This is a genomic window from Gracilibacillus sp. JCM 18966, assembly GCF_055392695.1.
The window spans coordinates 378,569-405,395 of record NZ_AP043883.1 but is presented as its reverse complement, the minus strand read 5'-3'; the positions used below and the strand labels follow the sequence as shown (position 1 = coordinate 405,395).

General features: G+C 35.7%; 21 protein-coding genes. 20 read left to right on the top strand and 1 reads right to left on the bottom strand.

Annotation, left to right across the window (positions count from 1 at the left end; translation table 11 throughout):
- Position 1 precedes the first annotated feature (1 nt).
- The 9 genes from ACZ5N5_RS01775 (at position 2) to ACZ5N5_RS01735 (ending at position 10,098) form a co-directional block, all read left to right on the top strand.
- Positions 2–793 (top strand): DeoR/GlpR family DNA-binding transcription regulator, encoded by a 792-nt coding sequence (locus tag ACZ5N5_RS01775; RefSeq protein WP_277679385.1) that lies wholly within the window; start codon positions 2–4, stop codon positions 791–793.
- Positions 794–867: 74 nt separating this feature from the next.
- Positions 868–1,863: a sugar ABC transporter substrate-binding protein gene (locus ACZ5N5_RS01770; RefSeq protein ID WP_277679386.1), complete on the top strand. Its 996-nt coding sequence runs from the start codon at positions 868–870 to the stop codon at positions 1,861–1,863.
- A gap of 70 nt (positions 1,864–1,933) precedes the next feature.
- The gene (locus tag ACZ5N5_RS01765; RefSeq protein WP_464373146.1) at positions 1,934–3,427 is read left to right on the top strand and encodes a sugar ABC transporter ATP-binding protein; all 1,494 of its coding nucleotides are present in this window, start codon (positions 1,934–1,936) and stop codon (positions 3,425–3,427) included.
- 2 nt (positions 3,428–3,429) lie between these two features.
- Positions 3,430–4,413, top strand: a complete 984-nt coding sequence (locus ACZ5N5_RS01760; RefSeq protein ID WP_464373145.1) for an ABC transporter permease — start codon at positions 3,430–3,432, stop codon at positions 4,411–4,413.
- 33 nt (positions 4,414–4,446) lie between these two features.
- Entirely contained in the window at positions 4,447–5,460 is a 1,014-nt protein-coding gene (locus ACZ5N5_RS01755) for a carbohydrate kinase family protein (RefSeq protein WP_464373144.1), read from the top strand.
- Between the two features lie 13 nt (positions 5,461–5,473).
- Positions 5,474–6,328, top strand: coding sequence for a class II fructose-bisphosphate aldolase (locus ACZ5N5_RS01750; RefSeq protein WP_277679390.1), 855 nt, complete (start codon positions 5,474–5,476; stop codon positions 6,326–6,328).
- Between the two features lie 3 nt (positions 6,329–6,331).
- Positions 6,332–6,859 carry a D-lyxose/D-mannose family sugar isomerase gene (locus ACZ5N5_RS01745; protein ID WP_054787718.1) on the top strand — a complete coding sequence of 176 codons (528 nt, stop codon included), beginning with the start codon at positions 6,332–6,334 and terminating at the stop codon, positions 6,857–6,859.
- A gap of 135 nt (positions 6,860–6,994) precedes the next feature.
- Positions 6,995–7,903: a nuclease-related domain-containing protein gene (locus tag ACZ5N5_RS01740; RefSeq protein ID WP_464373143.1), complete on the top strand. Its 909-nt coding sequence runs from the start codon at positions 6,995–6,997 to the stop codon at positions 7,901–7,903.
- A gap of 956 nt (positions 7,904–8,859) precedes the next feature.
- Entirely contained in the window at positions 8,860–10,098 is a 1,239-nt protein-coding gene (locus ACZ5N5_RS01735; protein WP_464372494.1) for an IS256 family transposase, read from the top strand.
- Between the two features lie 84 nt (positions 10,099–10,182).
- On the opposite strand, the gene ACZ5N5_RS01730 is transcribed toward ACZ5N5_RS01735, so the two are convergent.
- Positions 10,183–10,947 carry a helix-turn-helix domain-containing protein gene (locus ACZ5N5_RS01730; RefSeq protein ID WP_277679764.1) on the bottom strand — a complete coding sequence of 255 codons (765 nt, stop codon included), beginning with the start codon at positions 10,945–10,947 and terminating at the stop codon, positions 10,183–10,185.
- Positions 10,948–11,275: 328 nt separating this feature from the next.
- Here ACZ5N5_RS01730 and ACZ5N5_RS01725 point away from each other — a divergent pair, with 328 nt between their 5' ends.
- The 11 genes from ACZ5N5_RS01725 (at position 11,276) to ACZ5N5_RS01675 (ending at position 26,719) form a co-directional block, all read left to right on the top strand.
- Positions 11,276–12,658, top strand: a complete 1,383-nt coding sequence (locus ACZ5N5_RS01725; protein WP_464373142.1) for an ABC transporter substrate-binding protein — start codon at positions 11,276–11,278, stop codon at positions 12,656–12,658.
- A 117-nt stretch (positions 12,659–12,775) separates the two neighbouring features.
- Positions 12,776–15,670, top strand: a complete 2,895-nt coding sequence (locus ACZ5N5_RS01720) for an extracellular solute-binding protein (RefSeq protein WP_464373736.1) — start codon at positions 12,776–12,778, stop codon at positions 15,668–15,670.
- A 15-nt stretch (positions 15,671–15,685) separates the two neighbouring features.
- Positions 15,686–16,642 carry a carbohydrate ABC transporter permease gene (locus tag ACZ5N5_RS01715; protein WP_464373141.1) on the top strand — a complete coding sequence of 319 codons (957 nt, stop codon included), beginning with the start codon at positions 15,686–15,688 and terminating at the stop codon, positions 16,640–16,642.
- A 74-nt stretch (positions 16,643–16,716) separates the two neighbouring features.
- Positions 16,717–17,520 (top strand): carbohydrate ABC transporter permease, encoded by an 804-nt coding sequence (locus ACZ5N5_RS01710; protein WP_464373735.1) that lies wholly within the window; start codon positions 16,717–16,719, stop codon positions 17,518–17,520.
- Positions 17,521–17,536: 16 nt separating this feature from the next.
- Positions 17,537–19,000, top strand: a complete 1,464-nt coding sequence (locus tag ACZ5N5_RS01705) for a hypothetical protein (protein ID WP_464373734.1) — start codon at positions 17,537–17,539, stop codon at positions 18,998–19,000.
- A 7-nt stretch (positions 19,001–19,007) separates the two neighbouring features.
- On the top strand, positions 19,008–19,619 hold the full coding sequence (locus ACZ5N5_RS01700) for a YIP1 family protein (protein ID WP_425454597.1): 612 nt from the start codon (positions 19,008–19,010) through the stop codon (positions 19,617–19,619).
- Positions 19,620–19,635: 16 nt separating this feature from the next.
- Positions 19,636–22,191: a DUF5696 domain-containing protein gene (locus ACZ5N5_RS01695; protein ID WP_464373140.1), complete on the top strand. Its 2,556-nt coding sequence runs from the start codon at positions 19,636–19,638 to the stop codon at positions 22,189–22,191.
- A complete protein-coding gene (locus ACZ5N5_RS01690; RefSeq protein WP_277679700.1) occupies positions 22,188–23,102 on the top strand; it encodes a carbohydrate ABC transporter permease in 915 nt (304 codons plus the stop codon). Before ACZ5N5_RS01695 ends, ACZ5N5_RS01690 begins: the two co-directional genes overlap by 4 nt.
- A 14-nt stretch (positions 23,103–23,116) precedes the next feature.
- On the top strand, positions 23,117–24,061 hold the full coding sequence (locus ACZ5N5_RS01685; protein WP_425454591.1) for a carbohydrate ABC transporter permease: 945 nt from the start codon (positions 23,117–23,119) through the stop codon (positions 24,059–24,061).
- A gap of 102 nt (positions 24,062–24,163) precedes the next feature.
- Positions 24,164–25,171 (top strand): endo-1,4-beta-xylanase, encoded by a 1,008-nt coding sequence (locus tag ACZ5N5_RS01680; protein WP_054788923.1) that lies wholly within the window; start codon positions 24,164–24,166, stop codon positions 25,169–25,171.
- A 39-nt stretch (positions 25,172–25,210) separates the two neighbouring features.
- Entirely contained in the window at positions 25,211–26,719 is a 1,509-nt protein-coding gene (locus tag ACZ5N5_RS01675; protein ID WP_277679699.1) for a glycoside hydrolase family 43 protein, read from the top strand.
- Positions 26,720–26,827: the final 108 nt, after the last annotated feature.

The following is a 26,827-nucleotide window of genomic DNA, read 5'->3' as shown; positions in this document are numbered from 1 at the left end:
TATGAGACACCATTTAACCTTAAATAATAGACAAAAAAAGATATTAGAGCAGTTAAGGGTAAAGCAAGAAGTAAAAGTTAGTGATTTAAGAGAACTGTTTGATGTCACCGATATGACAATAAGACGAGATTTAGAGAAATTAGAAAAAATAGGGGTAGCTAGGCGTACGTTTGGCGGAGCCATCTATATTTCACAACAAAACAAATCAAATAAGGATATCCTTTTTACGCAAAGACAATTATTAAACAAAGAAGCTAAAGCGGCAATTGGCCGCATTGCCGCAACTTATGTAGAAGAAGGAGATTCCATTTTTGTGGATGCTGGCACGACGACATCCCATTTTCTGAGATATTTACCACGCAATATGAATATAACAGTTGTAACAAATGGAGTGAATATACTAGAGAGTATCGACAATGAAAAAATAGAGAAAATTTTGATAGGTGGGCTGTTAAGAGACTCCACCTTATCCTTAGTAGGACCAATCGCTGAGGCCTCATTAGATAATCTATATTTTAATAAAGCCTTTTTATCAGCTTCGGGCTTTACTATTAATGATGGATTTAGTAACAGTAATAACTTTGAGGTTCAAATTAAACAAAAAGTCATTACAAAATCCACAGAAGTAACCTTTTTAGTGGATAGTAGTAAATTCGGTCAACAGTTTCTGCATAAGATAACCTCTTTAGATAAAGCCGACAGGTTAATCACAGATAACTTTCGTTTTTTTGAAGAGATAAAAAAAATAGAAGATCTAGGTGTGAGACTGGTGGTATGCAAATGCTTGAATTAGTAAGCGTACACAATGGTATGTTAGACCCTTTATTGGGTTTGATATAAATAAAAAACGAAAAGGAGTGGTCAACCATGAAAGGACGTTTCATAAAGCTTTTAGGGATTTTGTTAGTTGTTTTTATTCCTTTATTTTTATTTGCATGTAGCCCGGAAGAAAGTAGCAATGTTAGTGAAGAAACAAATAATAACGAAGAATCAGAAGGAAATGACTCGGATGGTTATGTATTTGGTTATACATCCATGACACAAAACAATCCCTTTTTTCAAGTAATCGAGGAGACAATGAGAGAGGAAATTGAAGCGAATGGCGATGAGTTAATCACAATGAATCCTGCCATGGATGTTTCTTTACAAATTAGTCAAATTGAAGACATGATCTCCCAAGATATCGATGCCATCTTCTTAAATCCAGTTGATTGGGAAGGTATTAGACCTGCTTTAGAGCAACTTGATAAAGCGGGTATTCCCATTATTAATTATGACACAGAAGTAAAGGCATTCGAATATGTTACAGCTTACGTCGGTTCTGATAACAAAAATGCTGGAAGAGTAGCAGGTGAAGATCTAGTGAAACGTTTCCCGGATGGGGGAAAGATTGCTATTTTAGATAGTCCAACAATGAATTCCATTAATGATAGAATTGATGGCTTTATGGAGGCAATTGAGGGTCATGAATTTGACGTGGTGGCACAACAGGATGCAAAAGGAGATTTAGAAACAGCATTAAGTATTACAGAAGATATATTTACTTCCAATCCAGATATTGACGCTATCATGGCTGGTAATGATCCTTCTGCTTTAGGTGCACTTGCTGCTGCAAAAGCAAACAATGTTACGGATATAGCCATATACGGTGTAGACGGTTCTCCAGATGCTAAAGCAGAAATTGCGAAGGGTGAGCAGTTTGTAGGAACAGGTGCTCAATCACCCGTATCTATTGCCGAGCAGTCTGTGGAAGTAGGCTATAAGATTTTAAATGGGGAAGATGTTCCAGAGAGAGTGCCAGTAGATACGTTTCTTATCAATGAAGAAAATGTGGAGGAATATGGCGTAGAGGGCTGGCAATAGTAAGTCCGATCATAGGAGAAGGGCTTTAACTGTATTCCGTTTTGTCCTTCTCTTGAAAAGAGGTGCTAGAATGTCTAATCAATTGCTGAAAATGTCAAAAATCACTAAGAAGTTTCCAGGGGTCTATGCGTTGAAAGGAGTAGACTTTTCCTTGCGAAGAGGGGAAGTGCATGCTCTATTAGGAGAAAACGGTGCAGGGAAATCAACATTAATGAAGGTATTAGGTGGCATTTATGAATTGGATGATGGAAACATATCGATTGAAGGCAAGCAGGCTACTACCACAAGTGTGAAAGAGGCTCAACGATTTGGGATTAGTATCATTCATCAGGAAATTGCCCTTATTCCTTATTTAACAATTGCTGAAAACATTTTTCTCGGTAAAGAACCTCTAAAAAAAGGTGGTTTTATAGATAAGGAAAAAATGATTGAAAATGCCCAGAGGTTTATAGATAGCTTTGATTTAGGTTTGAATGCAACAATGCTGATAAAAAATCTAACCGTTGCTCAACAGCAAATGATTGAGATCATTAAGGCCGTTTACTTCCATTCTCAAATTATCGTGATGGATGAACCAACTTCTTCTTTAACAGATAAGGAAGTAGATTTTCTTTTTAAAACGATAAAACAATTGAAGGAAAATAAAGTAGGTATCATTTATATTTCTCACCGTATGAACGAACTTTTTGAGATTACCGATCGAATAACGGTCATGCGAGATGGTGAGTATATAGGAACCGTTCATACGAGAGAAACCACCGACAAAGAACTGATTAAGATGATGGTGGGAAGAGAACTAAATCAATTATATAAAAGAACAGAAGTAGAAAAAACTGGTGTAAAAACCTTGGAAGTGAAAGGATTGTCTCGTGAAGGGGTGATAGAGGATGTAAGCTTTTCATTAGAGAAAGGGGAAATTCTTGGTTTCTCTGGATTAGTAGGTGCAGGGAGATCGGAAGTAATGAAATGTATTTTTGGTATTGATGAAATTGATGAGGGCGAAATCCTAGTGAACAATCAAAAGGTCCAGATTAGAAATCCCAATGATGCTATAGAAAAAGGAATTGCTTACGTCCCTGAAAATAGAAAAGAAGAGGGCTTATTTCTTATAAAATCTGTGGATTATAATATATCGATCAAAATTCTTGATCAATTCATCCAAATGTTAAGGGTGAATAAAAACTATGAAAGTAAACTAGCAGATAACTATATCAAGAATCTATCGATTAAGACACCTAATAAAGAACAAATCGTCCATCATCTTAGTGGAGGAAATCAACAAAAGGTTCTATTTTCTAGATGGCTAGCAACGAAACCAAACATACTCATCCTAGATGAACCGACACGTGGTGTTGATGTGGCAGCCAAATCCGAGATCTACGCTATGATGAATGAATTAGTTCAAAAGGGTGTTTCGATCATTATGGTTTCCTCTGAATTACCAGAAGTCATTAATATGAGTGATCGAGTAGCTGTCATGTATAAAGGACGAATCCAAAAAATCCTAGAGAAGGATAACCTAACTCAAGAGACGATTATGTATTATGCGACAGGGGGGGATTAACCATGTCAGACATCACTTATGAAACAAAAAATCAATTTTTTGTAAAGGTAAGCAATGCTTTCATGCAATATATACAAGAGAATAAAGGAATCTTAATAGGCCTAGTTGTACTGTGTATAGCAATATCTATCATGAATCCTGATTTTCTTAGCATTCATAATATCATGAATGTTCTTAGGCAAACCTCTACTAATATGTATCTTGCTATTGCCATGACAATGGTGATTATCTTAGGAGGTATTGATTTATCTGTTGGTTCCATTATTGCGGTAACGGGTGTTGTCACCACTATGCTTATTGCAGTGGTTGGTTTTCCTATTTGGTTAGCAGTATCAATTGGTATTTTGGTAGGTATGTTATTCGGTACCTTTAACGGGTATGTTTCCGCAACAACGATTATTCCACCGTTTATCGTCACATTAGCCACCATGAATATTGCTAGAGGTGCTGCCTATGTGATATCAGATGGTAAGCCAGTACGGGTGATGGAGGATTCCTTTAATGTGATTGGATCTGGTTATGTTGGTCCTATTCCATTGCAGGTAATCTACCTCATCTTTTTCTTAATAATCGCCTATATCATCATGAATAAAACAAAGCTTGGTAGATATATGTATGCAGTTGGTGGTAATCAAGAGGCAGCAAGGTTTTCAGGAATTAATATTAAGAAAGTGAAATTATTTGCTTATACGTTTAGTGGATTAATGGCTGGTATCGCTGGGGTGGTCTTATCTGCACGTATGTTCTCTGGTCAACCTACAGCTGGGGACATGGCTGAATTAGACGCCATTGCTGCTGTAGTATTAGGCGGAACGAGTATGACAGGTGGACGAGGTAAGATAGGCGGTACCGTTATCGGTGCTCTTATTATCGGTGTTTTAAGTAATGGTCTGAACCTAATGGGAGTTAGCTCATTCTGGCAATATATTATTAAGGGTGTAGTGATTTTAGTAGCGGTTTATGCAGATGTGTTCAGAAAAAAATAAAGCATGGATCTGCAGACACTAGGGAGTGATCAGATGAAAAAGGGTATTGCAATTGCTGGAACCATTGCAGTAGATGAGATCAAGCAGGTAGAAGGATATCCCAATAAAACAGAGCTTGCAACAATATCTTCGATGAATAGATCGTTAGGTGGAGCCGTAGCGAATTGCTCGCTCGCTTTAACGAGAATAGACCCAACTCTACCAATAGAGACATGGTGTATATTAGGGAAAGATGAAAAGGGAAGGTTTATTTATGACCAATTGAAGGAGAACAGCAATATGGATGTTAGTAAGGTAGTGTTTGCCGGAACTACCCCATTTACAGATGTCATTCAAGATCAAACGGACAAAACAAGAACCTTTTATCACTATAAAGGAAATGCATCGTTATTCAATGAGCACACTATCGATCTAGCAAATATAAAATCTGAGATTCTTCATATTGCTTATTTATTGCTCTTAGATGGATTAGATAGATACGACAAGGAATATGGAACGAAAATGGCACGTTTATTAAAAAAGGCTCAAGAGCATGGCTTGAAGACCTCTATTGATATGGTTAGTGAAAATCAAAATAGGTATCAACAAATGGTGCCTCCAAGTTTAAAATTCACAAACTTTTGTGTAATCAATGAGTATGAAGCTGGTAAAACAATAGGAATCGATTTGCGTCAAGACGGAAGATTATTAGCTTCTAACATCAAGGAAACTCTTTATATGTTGAAAGCTTATGGTGTTAAGGATTGGGTTATTATTCATGCCCCTGAAGGTAGTTTTGGATTTGATGGAAGGAATTATTATAGTTTACCTTCATTGAAGATCAACAGAGATAAGATAAAAGGGACGGTGGGGGCAGGAGATGCTTACGTTTCCGGTATATTGTATGGAGCACATCAGGGTCTTGAAATACTGGAAGCAATGCAATTAGGTACGGTAACCGCCGCAACATCCTTATTTAGGGAAGATTCTCATTCGGGAATAGAGGCTTATGAAAAGTTATTAAATATCTATAAAAGTTATCCCAAGCGTGAAACTTTGGCGTTATAAAGGAGGCATAGCTATGTTAGTGACTTTAAAAGAGAATTTAAGAAAAGCAGATGAGGGTAAATATGCCGTAGGGCAATTTAATTGTCCCACACTCGAGTCAGCACGAGCTGCAATAGAAGCTGCTGAGGAGCTGAATGCCCCCATTATTCTTGCCCATGCAGAGGTTCATGACGAATTGATTCCAATAGAAATGATTGGTCCGCTCTTAATTCATTTAGCTACCCAAGCAAGTGTACCTGTCACTGTACATTTAGATCATGGCACGAACTTAAGCATGATAAAAAAAGCGATCGATATTGGTTTCAGTTCTGTCATGATAGATGCTTCTATTCTATCGTATGAAGATAATATTAATGTAGTAAAAGAAGTGGTGGATTATGCACAGAAGTATGATGTGTCAGTGGAGGCTGAATTAGGTGTGATGACCTCTTCTGGTATTGGAGGAGAAGATACTGGCGGAAAGCATGACGGAGAGTTATACACGGATCCAGGTATTGCCAAAGATTTTGTGGAGAAAACCAATATTGATGCCTTAGCAGCAGCTTTTGGAACCGTTCATGGAATTTATGTAAGCCAACCTAATCTAGATTACGAAAGACTTCGTAGCATCCACGAAAATATTCATAGACCAGTCGTAATGCATGGTGGATCAGGTTTGAGCAAAGAAGAATATATAAAGACTATTAATAATGGGGTACGAAAAATTAATTACTACAGTTATGCGGCTAAAGCAGGTGGAGAAGCTGTAAAAAAATATGTAACGCAAAATGAGGTTGTTTTTTATCATGATGTAACGACAGTAGCAAAACAAGCATTGAAGGAAGATTACAAGAATGCTATTTCTATTTTTACGATGAAGGATGTGTGATGGATGAAGCAAGAGATCTATCAGGAGATAAAGGAATACTTTTTATCCAAGTTTAAGGAACTAAATATTGTGTTAACAGAGGAAGAGAAGAGAAATATAGAAATTGCCGATTTTGGCTTAAATAATATAAAGGTAAGCGGATTACAATTAATTACTTATATAAATACGAAGAAAGTCTGCTCGAAGGACTTAGTACTTTTACCAAATCAGACTTGTCCTGAACATAAACATCCAAAACGATCATTTGACGACGGGAAAGAAGAAACATTTAGGTGCAGATCAGGAGTGGTATTTTTATATGTAGAAGGGAAGAAGACGGTAAATCCAGCTGTACGCCCTCCAAGTGGTGACGAAAAATATTATACCGTTTTTCATGAAGTAATCTTACACCCTGGAGATCAGTACACGATTCCACCTGATACGCTTCATTGGTTTAAGGCTGGTAACAACGGTGCCGTTGTATCTGAATTCTCTACGACAAGTACGGATGAAGAAGATGAGTTTACAGATCCGCGGGTAAGAAGGGTTTAGGTTTGTGTTTATGGCTTAGGACCAATCACAAGAAATAGTGGTTGGATTCTTTTTTTAATGTGGACAGATCTCTTGACTAACCTACTCTCCGTAACATAAACTTACATGTAAATAATAGCAGAAAGGTTGTAAAGTATGATCATAAAAGAAAGAGGAGAACCTAAAGAATTACGTATATTTTCCTATCTAAATCAGCGTGAATTCTTATCAGAAAAGGAAAAGCAATATTACAGAAATATACAAAAAGGCTATAAGGGAGAGAAATATTTTGATTCCTTATTAAAGGAACAGTTAACGTGCCATTATTATTTGTTGAATGACTTGCTGTTAAAACATAATAACACACTATTTCAAATCGATTCACTAATGGTATTGCTAGGAGAGGTTTTTATATTCGAAGTAAAGAATTATGGAGGCGATTTTTATTACGAATCGGAAAGATTGTATCATAAATCGCACGGAGAAAGGAATAACCCACTGCTTCAATTGCAAAAAAGCGAATCATTACTCCGACAGCTACTTCATTCTCGCGGCTACACCCCTCAGATTCGAGCATTTGTTATTTTTGTTAATCCAGAATTCACTTTATATCAAGCCCCATTAGATAAACCATTTGTATTTCCCACGCAGATTAATCGATACCTTCAACGCTTTAACAAAATCAATTCCATATTAAACAAACAAGATTATCATATTGCCCTACTTTTAAAATCTATGCATATTGAAAACTCACCAATCACCCAATTACCGAACTATAGTTACAATCAATTAAGGAAAGGTATCACCTGTTATAAATGCCACTCCTTCTCTTTATTTGTACAAGGTCAAAAATGTATTTGTAAGAAATGTGGAAAAGAAGAAATAGTTGAAAATGCTGTCTTGCGCAATGTAGAAGAATTCAGGATACTTTTCCCTTCCATGAAAATTACGACAAATATAATACAAGAATGGTGTGCAATCATCAGATTGAAGCAAAGAATCCAAAGAATTTTGAATAAACATTTAAAAAAATTTTATCAGAGTAAATGGACTTACTATGAATAAATTACATTTCTGAGTTATAGCGTTTATTTAGGACGGATTGTTCGATTGGAATGACGTAATGGAAATGCCCTCAAGAAGAGGTTATAAATGCATTTGGACCGAATATTATGATGGAAATGCATTCGAGAAGAGGTTATAAATGCATTTGGACCGAATACTATGATGGAAATGCATTCGAGAAGAGGTTATAAATGCATTTGGATCGAATACTGTGATGGAAATGCAATCAAGAAGAGATTATAAATGCATTTGGACCGAATACTGTGATGGAAATGCATTCAAGAAGTAGTTATAAATGCAATAAGAAGGGAGTTAATGTTTATGTCACAAAACAGTCATCCTAACTTAATTGTTTTTTTACTGATCAACAACGATGGGATACAACAAGAGTGCATGGTAAGCCAGTAACAAAAGAACGAAGAGGAGGGATGATTATTGGCTTGCTGCAAATGGTTTGAAACACACATCAGAACCATACCACACTACAAGGGATAGAAGAAATTCATCACACGGTGGAAGATGGAGAAGTTGTAAGTATATTCTGGAAGTAGACAAGCAGATGCTATCGGTGACTATAACCAGATTGTATATGTATCCGATCCGTATGTAAGTATTCAAGATGATAGGGAGGCGACAAGTGTAGGAGATATCGCATTTGGTCTTCATTCTGAAACAGGTATAACGTATCTTCCTGAATTATGTAAAGAGGAACAAGATATTAAGACAGAAATCATTATCAGAAGTGAACCACTTTCTGCTTCGGATGAATTTGTAGAAAGTAAGGAAGATGATCCTAACAAGCACGCATCAACAGAAGAAATAAATGAAGCTTACAAAAATCGATAAAATGAGGGAGTGTAATATTAACTGTGTAAGTAAGAAATGCGTACGGTTTCTTACTCACACAGTTTTTTATTTGGTAGAATAATAACTATAAAGCTAAAGGAGTGTTTTAAATGGGCAAACCCAAAAGAGATCCTAACTCCGTAGAATTAGCTAACAAGATTATTGAACAGTATCAACCAAAGTCTGTAGAAGATATGCAACATGCATTAAAGGACATATTCGGACCGATGTTTGAATCGATGTTAAAAGGTGAAATGAATCATCATTTGGGCTATGAATCCAATGATAAAGGAGAAAAGGAAACAAACAATAGACGGAACGGGTACGGAAAAAAGACAGTCAAAACGACTGCTGGCGAAGTGGATATTGCTGTACCTCGTGATCGTGACGGTTCATTTGAACCACACCTCATTCCCAAGCGTAAAAGAGATGTTTCTGCCATCGAGGATAAAGTCATCTCCATGTATGCAAGAGGAATGTCTCAGCGAGATATTTCATCCACGATTGAAGATATCTATGGATTCTCCGTGTCTCATGAAATGATATCCGATATTACGGATACAGTGCTTCCTGATTTAGAAGAGTGGCAAAGTCGTCCTTTAAGCAACTGTTATCCTTTTGTGTTCGTAGATTGTCTTTATACGACCGTACGTAACGACTACGAAACCAAGAAATACGCTGTTTATACCATGTTAGGCTATACCATGGAAGGAAAGAAAGACATTCTTGGTTTATGGTTAAATGAAACGGAAAGTAAGCATAAATGGATGCAAATCTTTGATGAAATAAAAGCTCGTGGTGTAGAAGATATTTTCTTTATTTCTATGGATGGAGTAAGTGGATTAGAAGATGGAGCTCGTGCCATTTTCCCACAAGTTGTCGTACAACGCTGTATGGTTCATCTCATTAGAAATTCGATTAAGTATGTTCCAAGTAAAGACTATAAAGCTTTTACTGCTGCATTAAAAAAGGTTTACGCAGCACCAAGCCTTAAAGCATGTCATAGTGCATTTGAAACCTTTCAACAACAATGGGCTACCTATCCTGGAGCAGTTGACGTTTGGAAACGAAACTTCTCCCATGTGGAACAATTATTTGATTATGGAAGTGCGATACGCAAAATTATGTACACTACGAATGCCGTAGAAAGTATACATTCCAGCTTTAGAAAAGTGACAAAAAAAGGAGCATTCCCAAACGAGAACGCCCTTCTAAAAGTATTATATTTACGAACCAAAGAACTTGAAAATAAATGGGAAGGCGGCCATATTCAACAATGGGCAATGGTCATGAATCAGCTGTTAATTCATGATCACCTTAATGAACGTGTGCTGAAGTATTTAGAATAACTTACACACTTTTCTTGACAAGCCCTAAAATATGATGTGAAAATGCACTCTCTAATTGTTGAAGAGTGCATCTTTCTTTATAAACTATTTGGAACCAGCCAGTTGTCTATATTTGTTGGCATTAACGCCTGTATATGTTTTGAATTTTTTGTAAAACCAATCTAGTTCAACATATCCAACCTCTTGAGCAACCTCATAAATCTTCATATCTGTTTTTTCTAATAATAATTTTGCTTTTTCCATTCTTTGTTTTAATAAAAATTCATTGAAGGTCATGTTCTCTCGACATTTAAATTTATGGCTTAAATAGGAGCAATTATAGTTTAATTGATCGGCTATTTCTTTTAAGGTGATTTTTTTACTTAACGACTCATTTAATGATCGATTCACATAATTTTTTACCTTCTCAATAATATCACTTGTTTGGTTTGAAATCGGCTTGGCAAGATGGAGTAGAGTATTAGATTTATAATGAGCAGAGGAAAGTGTTTCTTTTATTAATAGTAAGGATGATTTCAATTCAGTAGGATTCACTGGATCAGGAATATAATCATTGACCTGGAGATTCAAGGCTTTTCTTATGATTTGAAAATTTTTGTTCCCACCAATTAACAAAATAGGTATGGAGCTTATTTTTCGTAGGGCTTCACAAAGCTGGAGACCTTTATCCTTTAAATCTGTCATATTGATGATTATGAAGGAAAACCTATCCTTATTGAATAACTCCATTACAGAATTTGGTGTTTCTAAGCACACCGTAAGACAGAATCCTAATTGGTTCCAGTCAACCATATGTCGAAATGCCTCTGTTGAATGCTTGTTTGAGCCAATAAGTAAAATTTTATACATATTATACCCCCTATTTTGGAATTCTCTTAAGGAACAAGACAGCAACAACTAATGTATGCGATTTCATTATATGTAATATTTGAAAACAATAAAATGTGCATTTCTTTATATAATACCCAAATGTTTGTAACATTTCTTTATGTCCTGTACTGATCATATGAAAGTTTGTCTTTCTAAGGTCAATATTGCTAGAAAACTAGCTGATGGTAATTAATAACATCCATAATTTCACAGGTGGAAATACTAGTATGCAACAGGTTGTGAACAAATTTGCCCGATGCTAAATTTAAAATTATAAGAAATAAACTTTATAAGGAGGGCTTTAGTTATGGACAGAAGGAAATTGTTATTATCACTTTTTTTGTGTTTTTTATTTGTTTTAGTAGCTTGTAACAGTGATAATGAGAGCGTTAACAGTGGTGTGGGGAATTCTAGTGAGGAGAACGATCAAGATACGGAAAATGACGCTCCAGAAGAACCGGCAGAAGAATCGGAAGCTGACTATTATCAGACACCTGAGATGGACTTTGATTTAGGTGGTAAAACAATAAAGATTGTTTCTTGGTGGGATATGACTATACCTGATGATAATCCAGACAATATCCAACGTCGTGAGAATTTAGAAGCATTGATGGAAAAACATAATTTTAAAGTGGAATATATTGCGATTGATTATGGCGAGTACCAAGAAAAAGTTACCGCATCTCTAATTGCTGGTGAACCAATTGGTGATATCGTAAGACTCGGTAAAACCTATACAGTACCGGCATTAGTGAAACAAGATTTATTATGGCCCATCGATGAATATACAAAGAATCCAAATGCTTTTAATCAGAATATGACAAGTAATCTATATACGTATGAAGGAAAAGGTTATGGCTTTACAGAGGATCACAAAAACTTAGCACAAGGAATTTTCTACAATCGAACGTTAATGAATGAATTAGGGCTTAAACCACTTCAAGAATATGTGGATGAAGACAATTGGAATTGGGATACTTTTCTTGAAGTAGCGAAGGCAGCGAATAAGGATACAAATAATGATGGAAAATTGGATACATGGGGACTAGCCAATGCATCCTTAATGCAATTTGCATTAATGTCCAATAACACGGATTTAGTAAAAGGCAACGAACATAATTTAGATGATCCTGCAACGATAGAAGCTCTGGAATTTGAATCACAGCTTGTAACAGAGCAAATTCCACGCCCTACTGAAGGTGGAGATTGGACAGAGCCAGGGCAGTTTTTCCGTCAAGGTAATACGTTAATGTATGCTGGTGCTGATTGGGAGATTGATGGACTTTCAACGGATATGCCGGATTATGATATTGGTTTTATTCCATTTCCTAAAGGTCCAAGTGTAGATAAATATTATTCAGCTGAAGCATTACTGCAAGCATTAACGATTCCAAAAACAGTAGAAAACCCTGAACAATTAATGTATATCTGGGAGAAAATAAATGATATTGAATCGATTTATGATTATCCAGGCCAGGCAAGTTATGAAAGTCATTACACGAATGAAGAAGATATTAATAATCTACGTATGGTATCTGAAAATCTACTAGTATTGGATTATAATACTTATCCTAACTTAGGCTACTACGATTTTGTAGCTGAAATTGGAAGTGGTACATCTGTATCAACAGTTGTGGAGAAATACAAACCACTCTTCCAATCAGCAATTGATGAAGTATGGGGAAATTAAAAGGCATGTGAAATAGTATGAAAGTTTTAGGGTACTTGTCATTTATCAAGTACCTTAAAACAATTAAAAAAGTCAAAACGGATGTACCTTGCTACAGGAGGGGAAAGTGTGAAGAAAATAAAAAAGAATAAGATAAAAATTCTATCTTTCGTAGCAATTTTACTTTTCTTATTGTGGGCATTGAAGCCTTCTGATTCACCAGCTTCTAATCAAGTAAAGGCTGTGGATGATTTTGAAGCAATTACGAATAAGACTAATGAAAATAGTTATGATTCTTACTTGAAGAAGTACATTTCTGAAGCCAAACCTGAAAAAACAATAAAGATTGAGGGAGAAAATTTTATTTACGCAAGTAATGATAAGTTTTTAATCGAAGAGAATTTCGAGGGACTTAATGGTAAAGCGGTTTTGACACCAGAAGAAGGCACGATAAAATGGGAAATTCCAATAGATGAAACGGGACTATATAATGTAAGGATTCACTATTATCCAATGGAAGGAAAGAGTTCTGCCATTGAAAGAGAGCTTGCTATAAATGATCAAGTGCCTTTTGAAGGGGCAGATTTATTGTTATTTCATCGAATATGGGATAACAGATTCGATAAAATCCAAGTAGATGATAGGGGAAATGAATTACGACCTCGTCAGGTGGAAAAACCGGAATGGATTACACGGCCATTTATAGATAGTGAGGGTTATTATGAAGAGCCTTATAAATTCTATTTTCATCAAGGTGTTCAAGAGATCTCCTTGACATCTCTACGTGAACCAATGGCTATTGACTATATTGAATTATATCAAGATAAACCATCAAAGAATTATGAACAAGTAGTGGACGAATATAAAACAAAAGAATTAGAGCCTACTAAAGGTCAATCCATTGTTATACAAGCAGAGGATGCTGTACGAAAATCATCACCTACGTTGTATCCTTTATCCGACCGATCAAGCCCAACGGTAGAACCATATCATGTTTCAAAATTAAGAATGAATACAATTGGCGGATTGAATTGGAAAATGCCTGGCCAATGGATGGAATGGGAATTTGATGTAGAAGAAGATGGGTTGTATCAGATTGCATTAAAGCGTAAACAAGATCAACTTCAAGGCGTATATGCAACTAGAAGCCTAACCATTGATGGGGAAACACCTTTTAAAGAAGTAGAAAGAATTCGCTTTCATCATAATATGAACTGGCAGTTGGATCTGCTCGGAGAAGAGGAACCGTATTTATTTCATTTAACAAAAGGAACACATCGAATCCGTTTGATGGTTTCTTTAGGTGATATGGCGCCACTTCTACAAACCATTGAATCAAGTGTACTTGAATTAAATGAAATGTACCGAAAGATCTTAATGATTACCTCCAATACACCAGATCCATATCGTGATTATCAATTAGAAAAAAGGATTCCAGATATGATTGATGTGTTTACGAAACAAAGTGAAATTATTAACAGTGTCGCTGATTATTTGGAAGAATCGACAGGTGAACGAAGTGATAAGGTGGCTATTCTCCATTCGCTGGTAAGGCAGCTTAATGACATGGTGGAAAAACCAGATACGATAGCAAGAAGATTAGATGATTTTAAAGTGAACGTTGGTGGGCTAGGTACCTGGATGCTAACCGTTCGTGAGCAACCACTAACCCTTGATTATTTAGTTATATCTTCCCCAGATGTAGAGCTTCCAGAGGCAAGTGCGACAATAATGGAAACTGTTCAACATGAGACAGGTGCATTATTAGCTTCTTATACGGAAGATTATGACAGTATCGGTAATATTGCAGAAAGTGAACAGTCTATTACAGTTTGGATCACCACTGGACGAGATCAAGCTCAAGTTTTGAAATCACTTATTGATGACATGTTTACCCCACAGACTAATATTTCTGTGAGATTAAGATTGGTGCCACCAAATATTCTCCTCCCAGCAACATTAGCAAGAGAAGGACCTGATGTTGCCATGCAAATTGGAGAAGAAGTACCAGTTAATTATGCGATGAGAAACGCAGCTGCAGATTTATCCCAGTTCGATGATTTTGAAAAAGTGGCAGGTCGCTTTAGGGAAAGTGGACTAACACCATATCAATTTGATGGTGGAGTATATGCATTGCCGGAACAACAAATTTTCCCAATGCTTTTTTATAGAAAAGATATTTTGAATGAACTTGGATTAACCCCACCTGAAACATGGGAGGATGTCTATAATATGATTTCTGTCCTACAAAAGCATAATTTAGAATTCTTTTTACCAATCGATGATCCCCAAGCACAAGAGCAAACAAACATGGTACCGAATGCTACTTTTTCGATGTTGCTTTATCAAAATGGGGGACAGTTCTATGCGAACGATCAGAAGTCAAGTGCTTTAGACTCAGAGGTTTCGATGAAACAATTCAAAAAATGGACTCAGTTCTACACTAATTACAAGTTCCCATTGATGGCAGATTTCCCTAATCGGTTCCGTGTTGGTGAAATGCCAATTGGGATTGCTGATTACACCACTTATAATATGTTAACAGTGCTTGCACCAGAAATAAAAGGCTTATGGGACTTTACCGTTGTTCCTGGCACTAAAGCGAACGATGACACCATTAACCATGAAGTTGCAAGCCACACGACAGCAGTAATGATGTTAGAAAACGCTTCTGATAAAAAGTCTTCGTGGGAGTTTATGAAGTGGTGGACAGATAAAGAAACTCAAATTGCCTTCGGACGGGAAATGGAAGGATTAATGGGAGAAGCGGCACGTTATCCAACAGCAAATATAGAAGCTCTGAAGGAATTGCCATGGCCTGTGGATGACTATAATAACCTCGAAAGTCAGTGGAAGTGGGTTAGAGGTATCCCGCAAGTCCCAGGAGGATACTTTACAGGCCGTCATTTAGATAATGCGTTTAGAAAAGTGGTAAATGCAAATGAAAATCCAAGGGAAGCTTTATCTGATTATATTTTGTATATGAATGATGAAATTGAAATGAAAAGAGATGAATTTAATTTACCGAATTAGGAAGGGAGGAAGGAAATGCAATCGAAAATTATCGAGCAATTATTAGAAGAATCTCGCTATCCGAAAAAGAAATCTCGTATAGCAAACTTAATGAAGGAAATAAGTAAAAACAAGCATTACTATGTTTTAATGGCACCATATTTAACTATTTTTCTTCTGTTTACAGTTATCCCTGTAATCATCTCTTTTGGACTTAGCTTTACGTATTTTAACATGCTAGAGTTTCCTAGATTTATCGGATGGTCTAACTATACACGGTTGTTCTTAAACGATGATATTTTCAGTATTGCTTTAAAAAATACGTTTATGTTTGCTATTATAACAGGCCCGATTAGTTATATAGCCTGCTTTATATTTGCGTGGATTATTAATGAGTTATCTCCCAAAATTCGTGCATTTATGACTGTCGTATTCTATGCGCCATCTATTTCAGGAAATGTATTCTTTATATGGCTCATTATATTTTCAGGTGACAGTTATGGTTATCTTAATGGATTTCTTATGAATTTAGGGATTATTCTGGAGCCCATTCAATGGTTAAAGGATGAACAATACATCTTAGCAGTAGTTATTATTGTTCAATTATGGCTTAGCTTAGGTACTGGTTTCCTTGCATTTATTGCAGGTCTTCAAACAATTGATCGCTCATTAATAGAAGCAGGAGCAATTGATGGAATCAAAAACAGGTGGCAAGAGCTTTGGTTTATTACACTTCCATCTATGCGTCCGATGCTTATGTTTGGTGCTGTCATGCAAATTACTCAGTCATTTGCTGTTGCGGAAATTTCTATTGCTTTAGCTGGCTTTCCAAGTGTCAATTATGCTGCACATACTGTAGTGACTCATTTGATCGATTATGGAACGATTCGATTTGAAATGGGTTATGCATCCGCAATTGCAACCGTACTATTTACCATCATGGTTGGTACAAATATAATTGTGCAGAAATTACTTAAAAAGGTAGGTGCATAGCATTGTCTGTAACAACATTGAGAATTTTTCGAGCTAATAAGAAATTAAATCGATCATTTATCGTTACTTTTATCATGTTTGGCTTATTAGCTTTATTTGGTGCATTTATGGCATTGCCATTGGTGTATGCGATAAACAATGCCTTTAAACCATTAGATGAATTATTTATTTTTCCGCCGAGATTTTTTGTCCGAAATCCAACTCTTGATAATTTCTTTGACCTCGTTTCATTAATGGGGAATTCGTGGGTCCCATTGTCTCGTTATATCACGAACACATTACTAATTACCATCATCGGAACTGCAGGACATATCTTATTGGCATCTGCAGCTGCATATCCACTAGCAAAATACCGATTCATCGGATCTAAAACCATCTTCTCTATCGTTGTATTATCCTTGATGTTTTCACCACATGTCACTGCGATTCCAAACTATATGGTGATGTCTTGGCTAGGGTGGATCAATACGCAAGCTTCGATTATCGTACCTTCCTTGGCATTTCCTTTAGGTTTATTTCTAATGAAACAATTTATGGAGCAGATTCCGAATCCATTATTAGAAGCAGCGAAGATAGATGGGGCAAGTGAGTATCGGATTTTCTGGAGCATTGTAATGCCGAATGTGAAGCCAGCGTGGTTAACCTTGATGATATTACAATTTCCTATGTTATGGGGAACAGATGGTGGTAACTTCATTTATAGTGAAAATCTGAAAACCCTTCATTATGCATTAGGACAAATTATACAGGGTGGGATAGCAAGAGCTGGAGTGGGTGCAGCTGTTGCTTTATTCCTAATGATTGTGCCAATAACCCTATTCATTTTTTCACAGAGTAGTGTCATGCAAACAATGGCGAATTCAGGAATTAAAGATTAGGAAAGGGGCTGAAAAAATTTTGGGTAAGACGGAGAGATCGTTTAAATTACTTGTCGCTTCCATCGTGATTTTTACTGGTATAAGTATGGGAGCTTTCCACGTTCAGGCAAATGGGCAAGCACCTTCCTATAATTATTCCTATTGGGGTGATTCGATTTCAGCTCCTGATGCATATAAACCTACGACACTAGTAAATGGGGAAGACTTAGGGATTGGCCCTTTTATAGAACCTAGTGATATACACGTCACTGAAGATCAGATGATCTATGTAGTAGATTCAGGTAACAATCGAGTAGTTATGCTGAACCATCGATTCCAGTTAATCGATACGGTTGCTTCTTTTGATAATAATGGGAAAAAGGATCAGTTATCTAATCCACAGGGTATTTTTGTTACAAAAGAAAAGCAAATTTTTATCGCAGATACGGGAAATAATCGAATTGTTCAATTGGATCAGAATTATCAACTAGTAACAATTATTGAACAACCAAGCTCGGATCTATTAAAGGATGATTTTGTGTTCCAGCCATTAAGGGTGGTTGTCGATAATGCTGGAAGAGTTTATACAATGGCAGAAGGTGTATTTGATGGATTTATGGAGTTCAATGTGAACGGGGAGTTTAATACCTTTATCGGAGCAAATCGTGTCCAAGTAGATCCTATTGAATTGTTATGGAAGCGATTATCGACACAAGCTCAACGTAGTCAAATGGTGATGTTTATTCCAACAGAATTTACCAATCTAGATATAAATGAAGAAGGCTTTATTTATGCAACAAATGGAGATAACAGTAGTGATAAAATCAAAAAATTAAATGCAAGAGGGACGGATATTCTGAGAAGAGAGGGTTATTTTGATCCGATCGGAGATATTCGTTATCCGATAGATATTGGTCCATCTAGATTAATTGATATCGATGTATCAGACAGTGAAATGTATTCCGTTCTTGATAGTAAACGTGGTCGAATTTTTACTTACAATAATGATGGTCATTTAATGTATGTTTTTGGCGGAATAGGAAATAGAAGTGGATTGTTTCATACGCCTGTAGCTATTGAAAGAGTTAGCGAGCAATTTTTAGTATTAGACAAAGCTCTAGGTGAAATTACGGTTTTTAAGGCAACAAATTATGGACATATGATTAATCAAGCGGTTCGTAGTTACTATGAAGGTGATGAGGAGTCAGCATATCATTTTTTTAAAGAAGTAATTGAGATGAATGCTAATTTAGAGTTTGCTTATGCAGGTATTGGAAAAGCATTGCTAAGACAAGGTGACTACAAAGGGGCAATGGAAAATTTTAAAAAAAGCTTAGATCAAAAAAATTATTCGAAAGCGTTTCTGCTGTATCGTAAAGAAGTGTTAAAGGATTATTTTCCAACCATTTTAACAACGATATTGGTAGCTGTAATCGGATTGTTTGTATGGAGGTTTTATAGAAAATTAATAAAGAGAAGGAAGGAGATAACTATTGAATAAGGAGATAATGAAATTCCCATTCTATTTAATTGTTCACCCATTTAATGGATACTGGGACTTGAAATATGAAATGAATAAACGAATTAATTTAATTATTTCATTTCTCGTTATATTTTTAATGGTATTAACCAATATTTTGCGCACACAATACAGTGGCTTTTTAGTGAATATTTATAACCCAAATCATATGAATAGCTTCCTAGAGATCTTATATGTCATCGTTCCATTGTTATTTTGGTGTATAGCTAATTGGTCACTTACGACATTAATGGATGGTGAAGGAAAATTTGTAGAGATTTTCACTTCCACTTGCTTTGCACTAATTCCATTAATTCTCTTAAATTTTCCTTGGATCTGGATCAGCAATTTAATTTCTATGGAAGAAACAGCTTTTTACTATTTCACCAATAGCTTTGCATTAATTTGGTTTCTCTTCTTGTTATTTATCGGGAATATGACCGTACATCAATTTACCCCATTGAAATCGATAACCATCATGATACTTACTGTAATTGCTATGGGATTTATGGCATTTTTGTGTTTATTGTTTTTTAGTTTGATTCAACAAATCATTGCATTTATTTCCGCCATTTATCAAGAAATTGTCATTAGATATTGAGAAAGGAGGGGGTAGAGTGAACAAATTAATTCCATTGCTAGCTACCATAGCCTTTACCTTGTTTCTATTAATAGGCTGCTCTACTTCGGCATCAAAGGAACAAAAGGGAAGTGAAGCAGAGAGTATTGAACCATTCGAACAAGGGCAGGTATTTCTGTCTAAATTTACAGATGAGAAAGTCGCAGGGATGAAAGGTGTTATAGAAAATGAGAATTTACAGTTATTTATAGATGATAAGAATGGTAATATAGCTATTCATCATAAAAAGACAGGAAAGGTTTGGTACAGTAATCCGCCTGAAAGAGCGAATGATGCAATTGCGACGGGTGTAAATAAATCCTTACTATCAGCACAGATGCAAATAGATTTTTATAACAGATTTAATCAGCTTAATTCTGTGAATACATTTTCAGATAGTGTAGCTAATGAACAGATAAGAGTAGAAGAAGTGAATGATGGAATTCGAGTTACTTATCGTTTTGGAAAAACCGAAAAATCTGTAGAGGATCTACCATTAATGCTTAGTAAGGATAGGTATGAAGAATTAAATAATAAATTAGACAAGAATGGGCAACGATCGTTAATGATTGCTTATAAAGAGAACAAGGAGACGAATGTCTATGAACGAAATGATAGTGCATTAAACGGTATGCAATTGGAAAAGGCATTACAAGCGTTTGAAGATGCTGGTTATACAGAGGAGCATCTACAGGAGGATATGGCCGAATTAAATTTTACTCAGGAAAATGCATCTTCGAGTGTCTTTGAAGCAGCAATAGAATATACACTTGAAGAGAACAGTTTAGTAGTGAATGTGCCGATAGAGAGAATTCATTATCCAGAGAATTATCCAATTAACAGAATTTCCTTGTTGAATTTTTTTGGTGCTGCGGGAACCGAAGATGAAGGTTCGTTATTGGTACCAGATGGGTCTGGTGCGCTAATTCATTTTAACAATGGGAAAACAGAGTATCCTTCTTATCAACAGCCAGTTTACGGAGAGGATTTAGCACTGAATGTTCGAGAAAACCAATCGATGGAACAAGAGGTAAGGTTACCGGTATTCGGTATTTTGTATGATACAGATGCTGTACTAGGAATCATTGAAAAAGGGGCACCTGTAGCAAATATTCATGCAGATATAAGTGGAAGGCTAAATAGTTATAATTATATTTATCCAAGTTTTTCCGTTATTAATAAGGATGAAGTGACACTCCAAGCGAATGAACAAGAACGCACTTTACCAAAATTTCAGGAAAAACCAATGAAAACAGATTATACAGTTAGATATATATTTTTAAATGGAGATAAAGCAACTTATAGTGGGATGGCAAAGTCTTATCAAGAATATTTGGCAAGGCGAGATGGATTGCCTCAGTTTAAGAGTAAAAACAATAAAAAAGATGTACCTTTCTTTTTAGATCTTGTAGGGGCAATTAATAAACAAAAGCATTTTGTAGGTATCCCTTATCATGCACTTGAATCATTGACCAGCTTTGAAGAAGCAAAAGTAATTTTAGCTAAGTTAAAGTCAAAAAATATCAATCATATTCAATTAAAGTATTCAGGATGGTTTAATGGTGGCGTTAATCACAAGAAACCTACGAAAATAAAGGTAGATGATGTAATAGGTGGTAGTAAAGGATTGAAACGATTAATGGAGTATACAAACGAGAATGATATTCTTTTGTTCCCAGATGTCGCGCTTCTATCGATTTATAATGGTGGTGGTTTCGATGCGGAATCTGAAGCCTCAAGAACTTTAAAAGGTGTGTCAGCAGCAGTCTATCCCATTGATATAACACTTAATCGTAGAGACAGAGATAAGTCGCCTTCGTATGTTGTTTCACCTAAACAAATAGAAAAGTACACAGTAGATATGCTTCAAAATATAGAAGAAATCGGTTTGAGAGGCTTGTCTTTACGAGATTTAGCGGATCAATTAAATAGTGATTTTAGAAAGAATAAACAAATTTATCGGAACGAATCGAAAGAAATGGTGAGTAAGGCATTTCAAGCAATACGAGCCCAAGAGCTTGATTTATTGGCGAACGGTGGAAATGCTTATACATTACCATATATAACAAGTCTGACCAATGCTCCAATGAGTAATAGTGGATACAAGCTAGAAGATGAAGAGATTCCATTTTACCAAATGGTTATCCGTGGGTTTATTAATTATACTGGGAATCCCTATAACCTTTCCGAGTTTACCGATACAAGGGAATATATTTTAAAAAGTATAGAGTACGGTTCAGGTGTCCATTTTAAATGGGGTTATGCACCGAACCATGAGGTAAAGGATACGGAATTTGATTATTTATATTCTATTAATTATGCTGCATGGATGAAGGAAGCAGTAGAAATTTACCAAGAAATAAATCAAGTGTTGAGCCAGGTAGTTAATGAACAAATACAAACACATGAAAAATTACAAGATGGAGTTTTCAAAACAGTATACGGAAATGGTGTAGCTATTATCGTGAACTATAATCAGACAGAAGTAACGGTAGATGGGAAAAAAATTGAAGCAATGAATTATGTAACAGTAACTGGGGGTGATGAGAAATGAAAGCGATGCAAAAACTAACAATAATGCCAAAGTCTTATGAAGGACAAAAGGCCTTTTGGGGTTTTCTATTTGTTCTACCCTGGTTACTTGGGTTTATCTTTTTCTTTTTAATTCCTTTACTTACTTCCTTACGATTTAGCTTTAGCGAGATACAAGCAAGCTCGGAAGGAATGAAAATTACCTTCATTGGTTTGAAAAATTATATCGAAGCCCTTACTGTAAACACAAATTTTAACAGGACACTAATAGAATCTATTATTAACATGGTGGTAAACATCCCATTAATCATTATATTCAGTTTGTTTTTAGCGGTGCTATTAAACCAAAAATTCCTTGGTAGATCGTTTGCGAGAGGTGTTTTCTTTCTCCCAGTTATTCTTGCCTCAGGTGTCATTTTAAACTTGGAATCAACTAGCTTGGTGCAAGCCATTAATGAGCAAAATGCGAACTCAGGTGGCGTTACTAGCGGTTTTGGGGCATTTGAATTAGAGAGAATTATGCTTCGTTCTGGAGTAAATGAAACGATTGTAGCTTATCTTACAGGTGCAGTTGACAGAATTTATCAGATTGTGAGCCAGTCAGGTGTCCAAATATTAATTTTTTTAGCCGGTATTCAAACTGTCCCTCCTGCACTCTATGAAGCTGCCAAGATGGAAGGCGCAACAGGCTATGAAGCATTTTGGAAAATCACTTTTCCACTGGTTACACCACTGATTTTAGTTAATATGATTTATACGATTATTGATTCTTTTTCGCGTAGCTCGATCACAGAATTGATCCTATCAACAGGGTTTGATAACAGTAATTTCGGATTAAGCTCAGCAATGGCTTGGCTCTATTTTGTTGCGATAATGATCATTCTAATGGTAAGTACGTATGTTATATCTAAAAAAGTATTCTATCAGGAATAGAGGGGGGAAGGATAATGATAGTAAAATTATTATCGTTGGAAAATTGGAAGCGGTGGCTATGGGCAATGGTTCGATTTGTTTTAATTGTCGGTTTATCTTTTGTGATTTTGTATCCAATTCTACAAAAAATAGCGACTGCCATTAAACATAAAAGTGATTTATACTCCCCTGTTGTTGTTTGGATTCCAGAACATTTCACATTAGAGAATTTTAAGAATGCTATAAAGATTATGGATTATTGGGACACTCTATTGAATACTTTTTTGTTAGCGAGCATTACAACCATTCTAACAACTGCTTCTTGTGCCCTAGCAGGCTATGCTTTTGCTAGACTTAGCTTTAAAGGAAGTAAACTGTTATTTGCTGGTGTCATACTAACTATTTTAGTACCACCAACGACTATTTTAATTCCAATTTATATGAATTTAAAAGATTTCACACTGATGGGAATTATTCCGTTATTGACAGGTGATTCTGCAAATTTATTAAATTCATATTGGCCCTTTATTTTAACATCTGTTACGGCAAATTCGCTAAAAGCCGGATTGTATATTTTTATCTTCCGGCAATTTTTTAGAGGGATTCCAAAGGTAATTGAAGAAGCTGCTTATATTGATGGAGCTGGTGTGGGAAAGACTTTTTTACGTATTATGCTACCTAATGCCTTTCCGGCAATTGTTACAGTAATGCTTTTTTCATTTGTTTGGCAGTGGAATGATAGCTTCTTTACAACAACCTATTTAACATCAAGTAATGTAATGGCTACACAATTGTCCTCATTACCTTATAATTTGTCAATTCAGCTTGAAGGTGGAGTTGCGACAAATAAAGATCCATTTTATATGAGTATGGTACAAGATACGGGGATATTGCTTGCTATCTTACCACTTATTATTATTTACTTATTCGTTCAACGTTATTTTGTTGAAAGTATCGAACGATCTGGGATTGTAGGGTAATCATGGTCTGAATAGTATCTTGCGAATGAGTCGCAAAACTTCTTTCGTAAGGACATTCATTTTTATCGAAAAATTACTAACTATATAAGAGGAGGAATTACATTGGGTAATTCAAAGGATAATCAAATGCAACTTTATAAAGTGATGAAGGACTATTTTAAAATCGGAGCTGCAGTGAACCCGATGACTATAAAAAGTCAAGAAAGTTTAATCAAGAAGCATTTTAATAGTTTAACAGCAGAAAATGAAATGAAGTTTAGTCATATACAACCATCCGAGAGGAATTTTACATTCGATTCCGCAGACCAAGTGGTTACTTTTGCTGAACAAAATAAAAAGGTAGTAAGAGGACATACTTTGGTTTGGCATAATCAAACTCCTGATTGGGTATTTCATGATAAAGACGGTGGCTTAATTGATCGTGATACATTGTTTAATAGAATGAAGAATCATATTGATACGGTGATAAATCGATATAAAGATAACATTTACGCATGGGATGTTGTGAATGAAGCGGTATCAGATAAGGATGGTGAATTTATACGGCCTTCCAAATGGCTTGATATCGCTGGTGAAAAATTTATCGAAAAAGCATTTCAGTTTGCTCATGAAGCTGATCCAAAGGCAAAGTTATTTTATAATGATTATAATGAATCTGTACCTAGCAAGAGAGAGAAGATAGTTAGGTTAGTTAAATCTTTAAAAGAAAAAGATGTACCCATTCACGGAATCGGCCTGCAAGCTCATTGGAATTTACACTCACCTTCCCTAGAGCATATTAAGCGAGCAATAGAATCATATGCAAGTTTAGATGTGCAATTGCATATTACAGAGCTTGATCTATCCGTTTTCGATCATCATGATAGCCGAACAGATTTAAAGCAACCAACTGAACAGATGATGCAGCTTCAGGCAGAAAGGTACTATCAAATCTTTCAACTATTCAAAGAGTATAAGGATTATATCGATTCTGTGACTTTTTGGGGAGTAGCTGATGATTATACGTGGTTAGATAATTTTCCAGTAAGAGGAAGAAGAAACTGGCCGTTTCTATTCGATACTAACCATCAACCTAAACAAGCATTTTGGCGGGTTATGGAAAAGAATTAATTTGCTTGTTAATATTGTATAAACAATGGAGGTATAGAAATGAAAGAATCCTTTGTCACCAATCCAATCCTTTGGGCAGATGTACCTGATCCAAGTGTAATTAGGGTAGATGATATTTATTATATGGTTAGTACTAGCATGCATTCCATGCCAGGGTGTCCCATCATGAAGTCAAAAAATTTGAAGGATTGGGAAATCATCAATTATGTTTTTCAAACATTAGAAGATAACGATGCTCACAATTTAATGAATGGTCAACACATTTATGGAAAAGGTTCCTGGGCGGTAAGCCTAAGGTATCATCAGAAAACTTTCTATGTATGTTTTTCCAGTAATGATATGCAACAATTTTATATTTACACAACAAAAAACCTTGAAGCTGGTGATTGGAATCGGGTTGTTTTTGATGGTCTTTATCATGATCCAAGCTTGTTGTTTGATAATGATCGTTTATTTGTTATATACGGTAATGGAGATATTCGAATTACAGAACTAACACCAGAAGCAACAAAAGTCAAAGAGAACGGTATTCATCGATTATTATTGTCAACTGCCTCCAAAAATATAAGGCTAAGGTGTGAAGGGTGTCATGCCTATAAAAGAAATGGCTATTATTATTTGTTCTTTATTGAATGGCCTGCGGATGGTAACCAAAGACGTAGACAAATTTGTTACCGATCAAAGGATCTACTTGGTCCATATGAGATGCGTGTTGTATTAGATGATGATATGGGCTATCACAATAAAGGAATAGCACAAGGAGGTATTGTAGATACAAAAGAAGGAAGGTGGTTTGCTTTATTGTTTCAAGATCATGATGCGGTTGGGCGTATTCCTCATCTAGTCCCAGTTAGTTGGGAGGATGATTGGCCTATATTTGGGACCTGTGGAAAGGTACCAAGTGAATTTATTTCTCCTTTGCCTGAAACTCAACAAGCGCCATTGGTTCTTAGTGATGAGTTCCAATATGAAACGAATAAACTGGCCTTAAATTGGCAATGGAACCATAACCCGAACAACGAGTTATGGTCATTAACGGAACGAAAAGGGTATTTACGTCTTAGAACAGGACACATTACAAAAAGTGTAGAATTTGCTAGAAATACTTTAACTCAAAGAACGGAAGGACCACGTTGCACTGCAATTACAAAGCTTGACTTTAAACAAATGAAGCCTGGTGATCGAGCAGGGTTAGTTGCTCTACAATCACATTATGCTTGGATCGGTGTACTAGCAGGTAATGAGCAGGATTTTTATATTGGGATCGGTGAAAAAGGAGATTTGGGAGAAGAGGATATTACAGCATCAACCTTGTATACTTCGGATACTGTTTATTTGAAGGCTTCTTTTGACTTTGAAAATAGTAAAGATTTTGTTGAATTTTCTTATTCAAATGATGGAATCACTTGGGAAATGATTGGTCAAAAAATTAAATTACATTATACATTAGATCACTTTATGGGATGTAGGGTTGGTTTATTCAACTATGCAACACAAAATATAAATGGAATGGTTGATTTTGATTTCTTTCATTATAAAAAGAGATAGATTTATAGTGCATTTGTTCCCTCTGTAAGGGCTTTATTAACGGAGGTTGATAAATAAGTAATCAAATAGGATAATGAATTATAAATTAATGGATTAATTATGAAATGG

Bases quoted from the DNA above. Each gene is read 5' to 3' on its own strand.
- ACZ5N5_RS01775 (WP_277679385.1), top strand. From the start codon at position 2: ATGAGACACCATTTAACCTTAAATAATAGACAAAAAAAGATATTAGAG.
- ACZ5N5_RS01770 (WP_277679386.1), top strand. From the start codon at position 868: ATGAAAGGACGTTTCATAAAGCTTTTAGGGATTTTGTTAGTTGTTTTT.
- ACZ5N5_RS01765 (WP_464373146.1), top strand. From the start codon at position 1,934: ATGTCTAATCAATTGCTGAAAATGTCAAAAATCACTAAGAAGTTTCCA.
- ACZ5N5_RS01760 (WP_464373145.1), top strand. From the start codon at position 3,430: ATGTCAGACATCACTTATGAAACAAAAAATCAATTTTTTGTAAAGGTA.
- ACZ5N5_RS01755 (WP_464373144.1), top strand. From the start codon at position 4,447: ATGAAAAAGGGTATTGCAATTGCTGGAACCATTGCAGTAGATGAGATC.
- ACZ5N5_RS01750 (WP_277679390.1), top strand. From the start codon at position 5,474: ATGTTAGTGACTTTAAAAGAGAATTTAAGAAAAGCAGATGAGGGTAAA.
- ACZ5N5_RS01745 (WP_054787718.1), top strand. From the start codon at position 6,332: ATGAAGCAAGAGATCTATCAGGAGATAAAGGAATACTTTTTATCCAAG.
- ACZ5N5_RS01740 (WP_464373143.1), top strand. From the start codon at position 6,995: ATGATCATAAAAGAAAGAGGAGAACCTAAAGAATTACGTATATTTTCC.
- ACZ5N5_RS01735 (WP_464372494.1), top strand. From the start codon at position 8,860: ATGGGCAAACCCAAAAGAGATCCTAACTCCGTAGAATTAGCTAACAAG.
- ACZ5N5_RS01730 (WP_277679764.1), bottom strand. From the start codon at position 10,947: ATGTATAAAATTTTACTTATTGGCTCAAACAAGCATTCAACAGAGGCA.
- ACZ5N5_RS01725 (WP_464373142.1), top strand. From the start codon at position 11,276: ATGGACAGAAGGAAATTGTTATTATCACTTTTTTTGTGTTTTTTATTT.
- ACZ5N5_RS01715 (WP_464373141.1), top strand. From the start codon at position 15,686: ATGCAATCGAAAATTATCGAGCAATTATTAGAAGAATCTCGCTATCCG.
- ACZ5N5_RS01710 (WP_464373735.1), top strand. From the start codon at position 16,717: ATGTTTGGCTTATTAGCTTTATTTGGTGCATTTATGGCATTGCCATTG.
- ACZ5N5_RS01700 (WP_425454597.1), top strand. From the start codon at position 19,008: ATGAAATTCCCATTCTATTTAATTGTTCACCCATTTAATGGATACTGG.
- ACZ5N5_RS01690 (WP_277679700.1), top strand. From the start codon at position 22,188: ATGAAAGCGATGCAAAAACTAACAATAATGCCAAAGTCTTATGAAGGA.
- ACZ5N5_RS01685 (WP_425454591.1), top strand. From the start codon at position 23,117: ATGATAGTAAAATTATTATCGTTGGAAAATTGGAAGCGGTGGCTATGG.
- ACZ5N5_RS01675 (WP_277679699.1), top strand. From the start codon at position 25,211: ATGAAAGAATCCTTTGTCACCAATCCAATCCTTTGGGCAGATGTACCT.